General features: G+C 73.0%; 13 protein-coding genes. 7 read left to right on the plus strand and 6 right to left on the minus strand.

Annotated features, from left to right (window positions below; translation table 11 throughout):
- Together AB0G52_RS12770 and cobT are read right to left on the minus strand one after the other, a co-directional pair.
- Complete coding sequence (locus tag AB0G52_RS12770; RefSeq protein WP_361336280.1) at positions 1–1,809, minus strand: phosphatidylglycerol lysyltransferase domain-containing protein; 1,809 nt, start codon at positions 1,807–1,809, stop codon at positions 1–3.
- Positions 1,810–1,914: 105 nt separating this feature from the next.
- Positions 1,915–3,012, minus strand: a complete 1,098-nt coding sequence (cobT, locus tag AB0G52_RS12775) for a nicotinate-nucleotide--dimethylbenzimidazole phosphoribosyltransferase (protein ID WP_361336282.1) — start codon at positions 3,010–3,012, stop codon at positions 1,915–1,917.
- Positions 3,013–3,153: 141 nt separating this feature from the next.
- On the opposite strand from cobT, the gene AB0G52_RS12780 reads away from it, so the two are divergent.
- Positions 3,154–4,134 (plus strand): class I SAM-dependent methyltransferase, encoded by a 981-nt coding sequence (locus tag AB0G52_RS12780; protein WP_132886346.1) that lies wholly within the window; start codon positions 3,154–3,156, stop codon positions 4,132–4,134.
- Positions 4,135–4,153: 19 nt separating this feature from the next.
- Here the strand turns inward: AB0G52_RS12780 and AB0G52_RS12785 are convergent, their stop codons facing one another.
- Positions 4,154–5,353: a bifunctional adenosylcobinamide kinase/adenosylcobinamide-phosphate guanylyltransferase gene (locus AB0G52_RS12785; RefSeq protein ID WP_165939225.1), complete on the minus strand. Its 1,200-nt coding sequence runs from the start codon at positions 5,351–5,353 to the stop codon at positions 4,154–4,156.
- Between the two features lie 141 nt (positions 5,354–5,494).
- Here AB0G52_RS12785 and AB0G52_RS12790 point away from each other — a divergent pair, with 141 nt between their 5' ends.
- Positions 5,495–5,707, plus strand: coding sequence for a hypothetical protein (locus AB0G52_RS12790; RefSeq protein ID WP_132886345.1), 213 nt, complete (start codon positions 5,495–5,497; stop codon positions 5,705–5,707).
- Positions 5,708–5,766: 59 nt separating this feature from the next.
- Here the strand turns inward: AB0G52_RS12790 and AB0G52_RS12795 are convergent, their stop codons facing one another.
- The 3 genes from AB0G52_RS12795 to AB0G52_RS12805 all read right to left on the minus strand — a co-directional run bounded on the left by AB0G52_RS12795 (position 5,767) and on the right by AB0G52_RS12805 (position 8,383).
- Positions 5,767–6,843, minus strand: a complete 1,077-nt coding sequence (locus AB0G52_RS12795; RefSeq protein ID WP_132886344.1) for a trypsin-like peptidase domain-containing protein — start codon at positions 6,841–6,843, stop codon at positions 5,767–5,769.
- A gap of 83 nt (positions 6,844–6,926) precedes the next feature.
- Positions 6,927–7,631: a methyltransferase domain-containing protein gene (locus tag AB0G52_RS12800; RefSeq protein ID WP_132887005.1), complete on the minus strand. Its 705-nt coding sequence runs from the start codon at positions 7,629–7,631 to the stop codon at positions 6,927–6,929.
- Between the two features lie 80 nt (positions 7,632–7,711).
- Positions 7,712–8,383, minus strand: coding sequence for a DUF3043 domain-containing protein (locus AB0G52_RS12805; RefSeq protein WP_165939224.1), 672 nt, complete (start codon positions 8,381–8,383; stop codon positions 7,712–7,714).
- Positions 8,384–8,582: 199 nt separating this feature from the next.
- Between AB0G52_RS12805 and AB0G52_RS12810 the strand changes: the two genes are divergently transcribed.
- The 5 genes from AB0G52_RS12810 to AB0G52_RS12830 all read left to right on the plus strand — a co-directional run bounded on the left by AB0G52_RS12810 (position 8,583) and on the right by AB0G52_RS12830 (position 15,005).
- Positions 8,583–9,374: a PspA/IM30 family protein gene (locus AB0G52_RS12810; RefSeq protein WP_046727388.1), complete on the plus strand. Its 792-nt coding sequence runs from the start codon at positions 8,583–8,585 to the stop codon at positions 9,372–9,374.
- Between the two features lie 28 nt (positions 9,375–9,402).
- Positions 9,403–9,681, plus strand: coding sequence for a hypothetical protein (locus tag AB0G52_RS12815; protein ID WP_132887004.1), 279 nt, complete (start codon positions 9,403–9,405; stop codon positions 9,679–9,681).
- Positions 9,682–9,784: 103 nt separating this feature from the next.
- Positions 9,785–11,029: a sensor histidine kinase gene (locus AB0G52_RS12820; protein ID WP_132886343.1), complete on the plus strand. Its 1,245-nt coding sequence runs from the start codon at positions 9,785–9,787 to the stop codon at positions 11,027–11,029.
- Positions 11,026–11,709 carry a response regulator transcription factor gene (locus AB0G52_RS12825; protein WP_132886342.1) on the plus strand — a complete coding sequence of 228 codons (684 nt, stop codon included), beginning with the start codon at positions 11,026–11,028 and terminating at the stop codon, positions 11,707–11,709. The genes AB0G52_RS12820 and AB0G52_RS12825 overlap by 4 nt, the downstream gene beginning before the upstream one ends.
- Positions 11,710–11,891: 182 nt before the next feature.
- Positions 11,892–15,005, plus strand: a complete 3,114-nt coding sequence (locus AB0G52_RS12830; RefSeq protein ID WP_132886341.1) for an efflux RND transporter permease subunit — start codon at positions 11,892–11,894, stop codon at positions 15,003–15,005.
- Positions 15,006–15,051 lie beyond the last annotated feature (46 nt).

Genomic DNA, 15,051 nt, shown 5'->3' on the forward strand with positions numbered 1-15,051 from the left:
TCATCCGTGCGTGTCCCTCTGCGTCTCCAGCTGCCTGCGGCGCACCCACCCGGGCAGTCCCGGGGCCTCCAGGAACCCCTCCGCGCGCGCCGACGCGAGGCCGATGCGCGGCAGGTCCGCGCTCTTCTCGAAGAGCAGGAACCGGGGCTCCCAGATGGGCCGGTACTTGGCGTTCGCCCGGTACAGGGACTCGATCTGCCACCACCGGGAGAAGAAACTCAGCAGAGACCTCCACAGCCGCAGCACCGGTCCCGCGCCCAGACGCGCGCCACGTTCGAAGACCGACCGGAACATCGCGAAGTTGAGCGAGACCTGCGTGATCCCGATCTCTCCGGCGCGCCGGAGCAGTTCGATGACCATGAACTCCACCAGGCCGTTGTCGGAGTCCCGGTCCCGCCGCATGAGATCGAGGGACAGCCCGGTGGGCCCCCACGGCACGAACGACAGCAGGGCCCGCAGCTCACCCGTGCCGTCCCCGGCGCCGCCGTCCCTGCACTCCAGCATCACGCACTGCCCGTCCCGGGAGTCCCCGAGCCGCCCCAGCGCCATGCTGAACCCGCGCTCGGTGGCCCCGTCCCGCCAGTCGTCGGCACGCCGGACCAGGTACGACATCTCGTCCGCCGGAATGTCCTCGTGCCGCCTGATGCGCACCGAGTACCCGGCCCGCCCGACCCGGTTGTGGGCCTGCCGGACGGTCCGCATGGCCCGTCCCTCCAGCGTGAACTCGGCCACCTCGACGATCGCCTCGTCCCCGAGCTCCAGCGCGTCGAGCCCGTGCCGCGCGTACACGGTCCCGGCCTCCTCGCTCGCCCCCATCACCGCCGGGATCCACCCGTGCGCCCGCGCCTGGGCCAGCCAGGGCGCGATCGCCCCCGGCCAGGCCTCCGGATCCCCGATCGGGTCCCCCGAGGCGAGGCTCACCCCGCCGACCACCCGGTAGGCCACCGCCGCCTTCCGGGTCGGCGACCACACCACGCTCTTCTCCCGCCGCAGCGCGAAGTACCCGAGGGAGTCCCGTTCGCCGTGCCGCTCCAGCAGCACGCGCAGCTGCTTCTCGTCGTCGTCGGTGATCGGGTCGACGGCCCGGCGGGAGCGGAAGGCGGCGTAGAAGACGGCGAGGACGAGGAGCGTGCTGAGCACGTTGATGACGACGTTCACCCAGTTGGGCGGCGCGATGTACGGGAACCGGGAGGGGTCGGCGGCGACCGACACCAGCCGCAGCGTGCCGTAGTGCCAGCGCTCCGCGAACGTCGAACGGGAGGCGTGCGGCGCCTGGTCGGTGACGGTGACGAGGAGCGCGGCGAGCAGCGAGGCGACGACACCGCCGCCGACCGCTACGGTGGCGGCGAGCCGGGGGTTGGCCCGGTCGCCCTTGGCGTAGAACTCCCGGCGGCCGGCGAGCAGCGCCCCCACGAAGGCGGCGGTCAGCGCGAGCGAGATCCAGTTCTGGGCGTACCCGCGGATCTCCGGGAACGCCATGGCGAAGGCGAGGAGCGCGAGGAAGAGCCCGCTCAGCACCAGGTTGAGGATCCACGCGGCCCGCTTGCGGCGGCGCATGGTGATCGCGAGGAACGCGGTGAACACGCCGGAGGCGAAGCCGGCGGTCAGGAGGTACGGGGTGAAGTAGTTCTCCTGGTTGTGCCGCCGTACGTCCTGTCCCAGCGACACCCACACCGCGCTGAGGAAGTTGACGAAGGCGACGGCACGCAAGTACCAGACGGCAAAGGCGGCGGCCCGCTGGGAAACCCCGGCCCCTCGCCCTCTCTCACGTCCGTCACGCTGCTCAACGGCAAATCGGGCATCTCCCATGGAGCAGGATCATATGGGCGTCGCGTCCCCCCACTCCGCCGCAACGGCGATCAGCCGGAACGGCGCCTTCCGGCGGTGCCGTCCCGGCCGTGTCCCCGCCGGCCGCTACTCCTCCGGCTTCTCCTGCTCCGCCGGCTTCTCCTGCTCCGCCGGCTTCTCTGGCTTCTCCGGGAGTTCCGCGGCCAGGGCGGCGGCCGACTGGACCAGGGGCAGGGCCAGCAGGGCTCCCGCTCCCTCGCCCACCGTCACGCCCTGGGCCAGCAGCGGCTCCAGGGCCATGCGGTCCAGCGCCTTCGCCTGACCGGGCTCCCCGCTGTCGTGGCCGGCCAGCCACCAGTCCGGCGCCCGGAACGCGATCCGCTGCGCGACCAGCGCGCACGCGGCCACCACGACCCCGTCCAGCACCACGGGCAGCTTCCGCACCGCCGCCTGCAACAGGAACCCGGTCATCGCCGCGAGGTCCGCCCCGCCGACGGTCGCCAGCAGCTGAAGCTGGTCCCCGAGCACCGGCCGCGCCCGCCGCAGCGCGTCCCGGATCGCCGCGCACTTGCGCATCCACGCCAGGTCGTCGATGGGCAGCCCGCCCCGCCCGGTCACCACGGACGCGTCCGTCCCGCACAGCGCCGCGACCAGGACGGCCGCCGCCGTGGTGCCGCCGACGCTGACGTCCCCGAGCACCACCAGGTCGGTCCCCGAGTCGGCCTCCTCGTCGGCCAGCGCGACGCCCGCCCGGAACGCCGTCTCGGCCTCCTGGGCGGTCAGCGCGTCCTCGATGTCGATACGGCCGCTGCCCCGGCGCACCCGGTGGCGCACGACCTCCTCCGGCAGCGCGTCCGGATCGCAGTCCAGGGCCATGTCGATGATCCGCACGGGCACCCCGAGCCGCCGGGCCAGCACCGCCACCGGGCTGGACCCCTCCAGGATCGCCCGTACCAGCAGCACCGCGCCGCCCGCCGGCCGTGCGGAGACGCCGAGTTCGGCGACGCCGTGGTCACCGGCGAAGAGCAGCACCCGGGGCCGTTCCACCGGCCGTACCGGAACCGAGCCCTGGGCGGCGGCCAGCCACTCGCCCAGGTCGTCGAGGCGGCCCAGCGACCCGGGCGGCACGACCAGCCGCTCCCGGCGTGCCTCGGCGTCCCGGCGCACACCGCCGTCGGGGCGCTCGATCAGATCGGTGAAGTCGTCGAGATTAAGCGAGCTCATTCGCCGAACAGTACCGGCACGCAACCAGCGGTTCGGCGTCAGATCGGCACCCCACCCGCACGGCGGCTTTGCAGGCAAGATCGGTATCCCATACGTTCCGGTTTGCAGTGGATTGCGTTCAGGGAGCACAGGGAGCCGCCCATGCCACCCACGCCCGAACTCGCCCCGGGCCCCGACCGGTTCCACGAGCCGCGCCGCGAGGACTGCCCCTGGTGCGGTTCCAGACGCCTGCGCACCCGGCTGCGCGCGCCCGACCTCCTGCACCACCGGCCCGGCACGTTCACCGTCGACGAGTGCCGGGACTGCGCCCACGCCTTCCAGAACCCCCGGCTGTCCGCGGCCGGCTTCGCCCTCTACCACCAGGACCACTACGAGGGCCGCCTGGAGGACTACACCGACCGCTTCCTCGCGACCCGCGCGGGCCGCCGCCGGCACCGCGCCGCGGTGCGCGCGATGCCGGCGCTGCACGAGCCGGAGAGCTGGCTGGACATCGGCACCGGCCACGCCCACTTCCCGGACACGGCGCGCGAACTGCTGCCGTACACCTCCTTCGACGGCCTGGACCCGACCGTGCGGGTGCTGACCGCCCGGGCCGAGGGACGGGTCGAGGAGGGCCACTGCGGCCACCTGACCTCGCCCCCGCTCCTGGCCCGGCTCCGCGGCCGCTACGACGTCGTCAGCATGTTCCGGCACCTGGAGCACGCCCCCGACCCGCGGGCCGAACTCCGGGCCGCCCTGACGGTGCTGCGCCCCGGCGGGCACCTGCTGATCGAGATCCCGAACCCGCGCAGCGCCTCCGCCCGGCTCCTCGGCAAGTGGTGGGTCCCGTACGGCCAGCCCCGCCACCTGCACCTGGTGCCGCCGGCCAACCTGCGGGCGGAACTGGAGGCGCAGGGGTGCGAGATCCTCAGGACCGACAGGAGCGCGCCGCACCTGCCGTGCGACCTCTCGGCGGCACTCACGCTGGCCCTGGGCCGGGTGCTGCCGAAGCGGTGGCTGCCGGCCACGGCTCCGCTGGTGGCGCTGGCGCTGGCCGTCGACCGCGCCGCGGCCCCGCTGCTGCGCCGGACGCCGTTCTCCAACGGGTACCGGATCATCGCCCGGAAGGGACGGGGCGGATAGGCGCCCGCCCCGGCCCTCTTCACCGCAGTACGAGCGCCTGCCCGGCCACCACCAGCACCACCTGCTCGCACTCGGCCGCGAACGCCGCGTTCAGGCGGCCCAGTTCGTCGCGGTACCGCCTGCCCGAGGCGGTGGCCGGCACGATCCCCGACCCCACCTCGTTCGACACCGCCACCACCGTCCGCCGGGTGGCCCGTACCGCCTCCGTCAGTCCGAGCACGCGCTCCCGCAGTGCCTTCTCCCCGCCCGACGCCCACTCCGTGTCGTCCCACGCCCCGACGGAGTCCATCGCGTCCGTCAGCCACAGCGACAGACAGTCGACCAGCAGCGCCGGACCGTCCTGCGCCAGCAACGGCACCAGGTCGCACGTCTCCGTCGTACGCCACGACCCCGGCCGCCGCTCCCGGTGCGCGGCCACCCGGGCCGCCCACTCGGTGTCCCCGCCGCGGGTGCCGCCCGTGGCGACGTAGAGCACGTCCGGGAAGGACTCCAGCCGCCGCTCGGCCTCCACGGACTTCCCCGACCGCGCCCCGCCCAGCACCAGCGTCCGGCGGGGCACGTCGGGCACCTCCTCGTACCCGCCGACCGTCAGCGTCGCGCCGTCGGGCACCGCGCGGGCCCCGGCCGCCGCCAGCCGGCGCCGCGACTCCGCACCGGGCGGCACGTCGTGGTCGAGGTGGACGGCGACCACGTCCGTGGCCGGCCCCACCGAGCCGACCGCGCGCAGTCTCGCCAGCGCGTCCGGCCGCCCCACGACGTCGAGGAGCACCAGGTCGAACGCGTCGGCGCGGCCGTTCTCCAGACCGGCCGGCGCACCGCCCGGCGGGAGGTACAGCAGCCGCTGCCCGTCGGGCCCGGTCACCGCGTACCCGGTGCCGCCCGCGTCCATCGCCACCGCCCGCACCCGATGCCCCGTCAGCAGCGCCAGCTCCCGTCCGTCCGGCACCCGGCCCGGCTGCGGCAGCCCGGCGGGCACCTCCACGGCGGGCCCGTCGTGCGGGTGCGAGAGCAGCACCTGGCGCACGCCCCCGAGGGACCGTCCGGCCCGCGCCGCCGCGAACGCCGCGCCGGGCGTCAGATCGAGCAGCAGCGCCCCGTCGACGAGGACGGCGGTGGCGGCCCGCGCCGCCACCCCGACAGCGCACGCGCAGGCCGCGCAGGGACAACCGGGCCGAGGCAGCCCGCCAGGCCCACCGGTACCGAGCAAAGTCACTTCCACGCCCTGATTTTCACCCGCCCCGGCGGTTCCCGCCTCAGCCGCCGCCCCCGGCGGCCCGCCGGGCCCGTACCTGCCCCCCAACCAGCGGAGTTTTTCCCGGCGCCCTTATACGATGCCTCAGTTGGATCAAAGGAGGCCTGCATGACGGCATGGACATGGCGATTCGAGAAGGCCGACGGGACGGAGGTCCAGCCCGCGGTGGAACCCGAGGAGTTCACCACCCAGGGCGACGCCGAGTCCTGGCTCGGCGAACAGTGGAAGGACCTGCTGGCCGGCGGCGCCGACCAGGTGCGGCTCTACGAGGACGCCACCGAGATCTACGGCCCGATGAGCCTGCACGCGGACGAGGCCTGAGGACCCGTCCGTGCACGCCGGTCGGGGCGGCCGTGGTCGGCCGCCCCACCGTCGCCGCGTCACTGCTCGCCCAGTGTCACCTCCACCGTCCGCCGGACGCCGTCCCGGGTGAACGTCACCGTCGTCCGCTGCCCCGGCCGGTCCGACGCGAGCGATTCGGCCAGTGAGGTGATCGTGGTGATGTCGTCGCCCCCCACCCTGGTGATGATGTCCCCGGGCCGGATGCCCGCCCTGTCGGCCGCGTCCCCCGGCTTCACCGTCACCACGGCCACCCCCGACGGCTGGTAGTTCACGTCGACGACCGTGCGCCCGGTGATGCCGAGCGCGGCCCGCCCCGAGTCGGTGACCTTGCCCTGCTTGATGATCTGGTCGGCGACCGTCTTGACCATCGAGCCCGGGATGGCGAACCCGATCCCCGGCGCCGTGCTGCCGCCCAGGTCGGGATCGCTCGCGGCCAGCGTCGGGATGCCGATGACCTGGCCGTCGAGGTTGACCAGAGCGCCGCCGCTGTTGCCGGGGTTGATGGCGGCCGAGGTCTGCACCATGTTGGGGATGGTGGCGCCCGGACCGCCGGAGGGGTTCTCGCTGACGGTCCGTCCGGTCGCCGAGACGATGCCCTCGGTCACGCTCGACGACAGCCCGAGCGGTGAGCCCATGGCCAGCGTGATCTGCCCGACCTGGACCTTCTCGGTGTCCCCGAAGGAGGCCGCCCGCAGCCCCTTCGGGACCCTGTCGAGCCTGATGACCGCCAGGTCCTGCTCGGGGTAGGAGTAGACGAGCGTCGCGGTGAGCGGTTCCTCGTTGTTGGCGGTCGTCACCTTGAACTTCTTCTCGTTCCCGACGACGTGCGCGTTGGTGACGATGTGCCCGTTCTCGTCGTAGACCACGCCCGAGCCCAGGTCGCTGGTGGCCTGGATCTGCACGACCGACGGCAGGACGTTCCTGATGACCTTCTGGTACTGGTTCTGCAGGTCGGCCGCCGCCAGCGGCACGGCCGCCGCGTGGGCGGCCCGGTCGGCCGAGGTCTCCTCGGTTCCGCCGCGCCCGAAGGCGGTGCACCCGGAGACGGGAACGAGGCAGCAGCAGCCCAGCACGGCGGCCGCACGGAGGGTCCGGCGGGCGGGGGAGACATCCATGCCCCGAGTCTCGCCGCGGCGCCCGGCGCCCGGCTCGCGCTGCTCGTCCGAACGGGCAAGCGGTGCTCGCCCGAACGGGTACGTCAGCCGCGCACTCCGCACAGGTGCAGCAGCGCCGCCACCGACCGGTAGGGGTCCGTCCGCCCGGCCCGCTCCTCCGCCGCGAGCAGGGTCTCCACGTCGTCGGGCAGTGCGGTGCCGTCCGGGACGGTGTCCGTGAACACCCGTACCCCGTACCAGGAGTGCAGCGGCGCGCCGATCCCGGCGAGCGCGGCCGTCAGCGCGCTCAGCCGGTCGGCCCGGACCTCCAGCCCCAGCCGGTTGCGGTACGAGACGCAGTCGAAGGCGCCGAGCGCACCCGCCCAGTCGCCGCTCAGGCCGGGGCGCATGGCGAGCGCGTCGGCGTTGCGCACCAGCAGCGACAGCAGCCCGCCGGGGGCCAGCATCCGCGCGACACCGGCCAGCAGCGCGTCCGGCTCCTCGACGTACATCAGCACCCCGTGGCACAGCACCACGTCGAAGCTGCCCGGCAGGAAGTGGACACCCGTGTCCCGCCCGTCCCCCTGGACGATCCGCACCCGGTCGCGGATCCCCTCCGGCTCACCGGCCAGGGCCTGCCGCGCGGCCGCGACCATCGTCGGTTCCCGCTCCACGCCGGTCACCTGGTGGCCGGCCCGGGCCAGCCGCAGCGCCTGCGTGCCCTGCCCCATCCCCACGTCGAGCACCCGCAGCCGCTGCCCGACCGGGAACCGTCCGGCTATCTGCTCGTCGAGCTGCCGGGCGACCAGCTCCTGACGTACGACGTCACGCAGCGCTCCCAGGCCGCCCAGCCAGGCCTTCGCCGCGTCCTCGGAGAACGGCTCTGCGCTCAGGGCCGCTCTCCGCGCTTGACCTGCGGCTTGGGCAGCCGGAGCCGGCGCATCTGGAGGGAGCGCATCAGACCGTAGGCGACGGCGCCCTTCTTGTTCTGGTCCGGGAAGCGCTCGGCCAGCCGCTTGCGCAGCCGAAGACCGCTGACGGCCGCGTCGAGCACGATCAGCACGATCACCACGAGCCACAGCAGCAGCGCGATGTTCTTGACCGCCGTGTTGTTGACCACGCTCATGACCAGGATGACCACGGCCAGCGGCAGGAAGAACTCCGCCACGTTGAAGCGGGAGTCGACCCAGTCACGGGCGAACTTGCGGACCGGGCCCTTGTCACGGGCCGGCAGGTACCGCTCGTCACCGGTGGCCAGCGCCTGGCGCTGCCGCTCCATGGCGGTGCGCCGCTCGTCGCGCTGGCGCCTGGCGGCGTCCTTGCGCGTCGTGGGCGTGTTGGCCACGCTGCGGCGCTGGGTCTGGGCCTCACTGCGCTTGGGCGTGGGCCTGCCCTTGGGGGCCTGCGGGTCACGGGGCTGCTTGGAGTCGGTCAGCGCCTTGTCGGCGGGGGCCTTCTCGTCCTTGGCACGGCTACGGAACACAAAACCCAAGGGTACGGGGTGCCGGGGTGTGGGCCCTAGTGCGGTGGGGAACGATCCGGCAACGCCAGTCGTCTCCATTGGGGACAGAGGGGACGTTGCAGACGGTTCACTCCGGGGGGCACCTACTACCTCTGCCGGAGCGGGGCCGGCCGCAGTCGTCCTTGGGGATGAGCGCATCGGTCCCCGAACAGTGCGGTAATGGATGCAGGGCCCGTACTGTGGGTTCTGTTGCAGGATCGGTGAGCCGGAGTCCGTCAGAAGGGGGCGCGCGAAGCCCATGAGCGGTGTCATGAAGCGTATGGGGATGATCTTCCGCGCGAAGGCGAACAAGGCCCTGGACAGGGCCGAGGACCCGCGCGAGACCCTTGACTACTCGTACCAGAAGCAGCTCGAACTGCTCCAGAAGGTGCGCCGTGGCGTGGCCGACGTCGCCACCTCCCGCAAGCGCCTGGAACTCCAGCTGAACCAGCTCCAGCAGCAGTCCTCCAAGCTGGAGGACCAGGGCCGCAAGGCGCTCGCGCTCGGCCGTGAGGACCTCGCCCGCGAGGCGCTGTCCCGGCGCGCCGCCCTCCAGCAGCAGGTGACCGACCTGGAGACCCAGCACGCCACGCTCCAGGGCGAGGAGGAGAAGCTCACGCTGGCGGCGCAGCGCCTCCAGGCCAAGGTGGACGCCTTCCGCACGAAGAAGGAGACCATCAAGGCCACCTACACCGCCGCCCAGGCCCAGACCCGCATCGGCGAGGCGTTCTCCGGGATCTCCGAGGAGATGGGCGACGTCGGCCTGGCCATCCAGCGCGCCGAGGACAAGACCCAGCAGCTCCAGGCCCGCGCCGGCGCCATCGACGAGCTGCTCGCCTCCGGGGCGCTCGACGACCCGACCGGCATGGCCAAGGACGACATCGCGGCCGAGCTGGACCGGCTCTCCGGTGGTACGGATGTGGAGCTGGAACTGCAGCGCATGAAGGCCGAGCTCGCCGGAGGGTCGCCCCAGCAGGCGATCGAGGGCGGCACCGGTCAGGGGCAGCAGTCGCAGCAGCCGCAGGACACCCCGCGCTTCGACAAGCAGTAGCCGACGCCTGGAGGGCGACATGGCCGACATGGTCGTGAGGATCATGGGGGAGGGGCAGGTGAGGCTGGCCGACAGCCACCTCGCCGAGCTGAACAGGCTGGACGACGAGCTCCTGGCGGAGACGGAGTCCGGCGACGAGGCAGCCTTCCGCCGCACCCTGGGCGCCCTCCTCGACAAGGTCCGGGAGCTGGGCGAACCGCTCCCGGCGGACGCCCTGGAACCCTCCGACCTCATCCTCCCGTCCCCGGACGCCACCCTGGCCGAGGTCCGCGCCCTGCTCCGCGACGACGGCCTCATCCCGGGCTGACCCCACGCCGACGGACACCCGGCCCCGTGCCGGTCCGGCGGGACCCGGCCCTCGGTTCGGGGGGCGGTTCCGGGGTGTGGGAAGCCGACGTACCGTTCAGACCGTGAGCACCTTCGACCGGGCCCGATGCAGAGCGGACGCCCACCCCCTCGCGCTGGACGCGGCCATCGCCGCGGGCGTCCTCGTGTGCATGGTCGCGGGCTCCCTCGTCGTCCCGCACGGTGCACACGGGGTGCGGTGGGGTGTCCGCACCCCCGACCCGCTCAGCCTCGTCCTGATGACACTCGCCGCCGCTGCCCTGGTGCTGCGCCGGCACGCCCCGAAGGCGGTCCTCGCCTTCACCGGCGCCGCCTCCGTCGTCGAGTGCGTCACCGGCGACCCCCGCGCCCCCGTCGCGATGGCGGCCGTGGTCGCCCTCTTCACGGTCGCCGCGCGCACCGACCGCCGCACCACCCTGCGGGCCGGCCTGCTCACCATGATCGTGCTGACCACCGCAGCGATGGCCGCCGGTCCCCTCCCGTGGTACGCCCAGGAGAACCTCGCGATCTTCGCCTGGACCGGCATCGGCGCCACCGCGGGCGACGCCGTGCGCAGCAGACGCGCCGTCGTCCAGGCCATCCGGGAGCGCGCCGAGCGCGCGGAGCGGACCCGAGAGGAGGAGGCCCGCCGCCGGGTCGCCGAGGAGCGCCTGCGGATCGCCCGCGACCTGCACGACGTCGTCGCCCACCACATCGCCCTGGTCAACGTGCAGGCGGGGGTGGCCGCGCACGTCATGGACAAGCGTCCCGACCAGGCCAAGGAGGCCCTCGCCCACGTCCGCGAGGCCAGCCGCTCCGCGCTGAACGAACTGCGCGCCACCGTCGGCCTGCTGCGCCAGTCCGGCGACCCCGAGGCCCCCACCGAACCGGCCCCCGGCCTGCACGTCCTCGAAGAGCTCGCCGACACCTTCCGCAACGCCGGCCTGCAGGTCGAGGTCGCCCGCGCCGACCAGGGCACCACCCTGCCCGCCGCCGTCGACCTGGCCGCCTACCGCATCGTCCAGGAGGCCCTGACCAACGTCCGGAAGCACGCGGGCCCCGACGCCAAGGCCGAGGTCAGCGTCGTCCGCGTCGGCCCGGCGATCGAGGTCACCGTCCTGGACGACGGCTCCGGCGAGAAGACGGCCGCCGAGGCCGGCGGCGGCCACGGCCTGCTCGGCATGCGCGAGCGGGTCACCGCCGTGGGCGGCACCCTCACCGCCGGTCCCCGTTACGGCGGCGGTTTCCGCGTCCATGCGATCCTGCCGGTCAAGGCCGACACCAACGACCGTGCGAACCGCCGTACCGGCGCTCTGGGGGATTCCGTATGACGATCCGTGTCCTGCTCGCCGACGACCAGGCACTGCTGCGCAGCGCGTTCCGCGTCCTCGTCGACTGCGAGCCGGACATGGAGGTGGTCGGCGAGGCCTCCGACGGCGCCGAGGCGGTGCTGCTGACCCGGGAACGGCAGGCCGACGTCGTCCTGATGGACATCCGGATGCCGGGCACCGACGGCCTCGCCGCCACCCGGCTGATCAGCGCCGACCCCGCCCTCGCCCAGGTCCGGGTGGTCATCCTGACCACCTTCGAGGTCGACGACTACGTCGTGCAGGCGCTGCGCGCGGGCGCCTCCGGGTTCCTCGGCAAGGGCAGCGAGCCCGAGGAACTGCTCAGCGCCATCCGGGTCGCCGCCGGCGGCGAGGCGCTGCTCTCCCCGACGGCCACCAAGGGCCTGATCGCCCGCTTCCTCGCCCAGGGCGACGCGGGCGACGACGGCCGCGACCCCGCCCGCGCGCGACGCCTCGACGCACTCACCGGACGGGAGCGCGAGGTCCTCGTCCAGGTCGCCGGCGGGCACTCCAACGACGAGATCGCCGAGCGCCTGGAGGTCAGCCCGCTGACCGTGAAGACGCACGTCAACCGGGCCATGGCCAAGCTGGGCGCGCGGGACCGGGCACAGCTCGTGGTGATCGCGTACGAGTCGGGGCTGGTCCGTCCGAGGATGGAGTGATCTCCACCCGGGTGTACTGCGGGCGGAGTAGGCGTCGGACCGGGGAACGGCACCCTGGGCCTACACGACCGGGTCCGCGCATGGGCGAGGGTGGTGCGGTGGGCGCTCACAGGTGCCCCCTTCGACGCTCACAGCAGCTTGTCCGCCGCTCACAGCGGCTCATCGGAAAGAGACCACGACCCATGTCCTGGCTGTCCAGATTCAGCCTCGCGCAGCGGGCCCTGATAGGCCTCATGTCACTGATCGCGCTCGTCTTCGGAGCGATCGCGGTCCCCCAGATCAAGCAGCAACTGCTGCCCACCATCTCCCTGCCCATGGTGTCCGTGATCGCCCCCTACCAGGGAGCGGCCCCGGACGTCGTCGAGAAGCAGGTCGTCGAGCCGATCGAGAACAACCTCGAAGGCGTCGACGGCGTCACCGGCGTCACCTCCACCGCGAGCGAGGGCAACGCCGTGATCATGGCGTCCTTCGACTACGGCAGCGACACCAAGCAGCTGGTGGCCGACGTCCAGCTGGCCGTCAACCGCGCCCGGCTCCCGGACTCCGTCGACCCGCAGGTCGTCTCCGGCTCCACCGACGACATGCCGACCGTGGTCCTCGCCGTCACCTCAGGCAAGGACCAGCAGGCGCTCGCCGACCAGCTCGACAAGACGGTCGTGCCGGAGCTGAAGGACATCGACGGGGTGGGCCGCGTCCAGGTCACCGGCGTGCGGGACGTCCAGGTCACCGTCACGCCCAGCGACGCGAAGCTGGCGCGGGCCGGGCTCACCCCCGCCGCCCTCGCCCAGTCGCTCCAGGCGGCCGGCGCGACCGTCGCGGCCGGTTCCTTCACCGAGGACGGCGCCAACCGCACCGTCCAGGTCGGCGGCGGTCTCACCTCGCTGCGCCAGATCGAGGACCTGACGGTCACCGGGCAGGGCGTCAAAAAGCCCGTGCGCCTCGGCGACGTGGCCACGGTGCGCGAGCAGGAGGCCCCGGCCGACTCCCTCACCCGCACCGACGGCCGTCCCAGCCTCGCCGTGAACGTCACCATGGACCACGACGGCAGCGCGGTCTCCATCTCGAACGCGGTCAAGGACAAGCTGCCGAAACTCCGTCAGGACCTCGGCTCCGGCGCCACCGTCACGGTCGTCAGCGACCAGGGCCCCGCGGTCTCCAAGTCCATCAAGGGCCTCACCACCGAGGGCGCACTCGGGCTGCTCTTTGCGGTCCTGGTCATCCTGGTCTTCCTGGCGTCGGTCCGCTCGACCCTCGTCACGGCGGTGTCCATCCCGCTCTCCGTCGTCCTCGCGCTGATCGTGCTGTGGACCCGGGGCCTGTCCCTGAACATGCTCACCCTCGGCGCGCTCACCATCGCCATCGGCCGGGTCGTCGACGACTCGATCGTGGTCCTGGAGAACATCAAGCGCCACCTCGGCTACGGCGAGGAGCGCCAGGCGGCCATCCTCGGCGCGGTCCGCGAGGTGGCCGGCGCGGTCACCTCCTCCACCCTCACCACGGTCGCCGTCTTCCTGCCGATCGGCCTGGTCGGCGGCATGGTGGGCGCCCTGTTCGGCTCGTTCAGCATCACGGTGACGGCGGCGCTGCTGGCGTCCCTCGTGGTGTCGCTGACGGTCGTGCCCGTCCTGTCGTACTGGTTCCTGCGCGCGCCCAAGGGCACCCCCGAGGACGCCGAGCAAGCCCGTCGCGAGGCCGAGGAGAAGGAGGCGAACAGCCGCCTGCAGCGGGCGTACGTCCCGGTCCTGCGCTTCGCGACCCGGCGTCGCCTCACCAGCGTGCTGGTCGCGGTGGTCGTCCTGGTCCTCACCTTCGGCATGTCCGGGCTGCTGAAGACCAACTTCTTCGACCAGGGCGACCAGCAGGTCCTCACCGTCAAGCAGGAGCTGGCGCCCGGCACCGGCCTCGCGACGACCGACGCGCAGGCGAAGAAGGTCGAGAAGCTGCTCGCCTCCATCGACGGCGTCAAGGACTACCAGGTCACCGTGGGCTCGTCCGGCTTCATGGCGGCCTTCGGCGGCGGCACCGACACCAACCAGGCGTCGTACTCGGTGATGCTGGACGACGCGAAGTCGTACGAGCGGGTGCAGAAGGCCATCGAGGACGGGCTGCACAAGCTCCCGGGCGTCGGTACGACCACGGTGTCGGCCGGTGACGGCTTCGGCAGCCAGAACCTGAGCGTCGTCGTGAAGGCGGCCGACCCGGGCGTGCTGCGCAAGGCCTCCGAGCAGGTCCGCGGCGCGGTCGCCCGGCTGGACGACGTCACCGACGTCACCAGCGACCTGTCCACGAGCGTGCCGCGGATCTCGGTGCGGGCGAACTCCAAGGCGGCCGCGGCCGGTTTCGACGACCAGACGCTGGGCGCCGCCGTCACCCAGGCGGTCAGGGGTACCACGGCCGCCAAGGCGACCCTCGACGACACCGAGCGGGACGTCGTCGTGAAGTCCGCGAAGCCGGCCGAGACCCTCGCCCAGCTGCGCGCCCTCAGGCTGGGCCCGGTACGGCTCGGTGACATCGCCACCGTGAAGGTGGTGGCCGGGCCGGTGTCGCTGACGCGCATCGACGGCCGGCGCGCCGCGACCGTCACCGCCAAGCCGACCGGTGACAACACGGGCGCGGTCAGCGCCGAACTCCAGTCGAAGATCAAGGTGCTGAAGCTCCCGGCGGGCGCCACGGCCTCGATCGGCGGCGTCACCTCCGACCAGGACAGCGCGTTCAAGAACCTCGGTCTGGCGATGCTGGCGGCGATCGCGATCGTCTTCATGCTGCTGGTCGCGACCTTCCGTTCGCTGGTCCAGCCGCTGATCCTGCTGGTGTCCATCCCGTTCGCGGCGACCGGCGCGCTCGGCCTGCTGGTCGTCACCGGCACCCCGATGGGCGTGCCCGCGATGATCGGCATGCTGATGCTGATCGGCATCGTGGTGACCAACGCGATCGTGCTGATCGACCTCATCAACCAGTACCGCGAACGGGGGTACGGCGTGGTCGAGGCCGTCGTCGAGGGCGGCCGGCACCGGCTGCGCCCGATCCTGATGACCGCCCTGGCGACCATTTTCGCCCTGCTCCCGATGGCCCTCGGGGTCACCGGCGAGGGCGGCTTCATCGCCCAGCCGCTCGCGGTGGTCGTCATCGGCGGTCTGATCACCTCCACCCTGCTGACGCTGCTGCTGGTGCCGACGCTGTACGCGATGCTCGAACTGCGCAAGGAGCGCCGGGCCGGGAAGCGGGCCGCGAAGAAGCGCCTGCCGTCCGAGGGGTCCGCCCCGGCGGCCGAGGAGCCGGAGCCCGCGGCCGTATGACGGTCCCGTGACCGGCGGCCGTACCCGGGACACCACCGGGTACGGC

Origin of the sequence: Streptomyces sp. NPDC021562, assembly GCF_040640875.1 — a bacterium.
Lineage (GTDB): Bacteria > Actinomycetota > Actinomycetes > Streptomycetales > Streptomycetaceae > Streptomyces.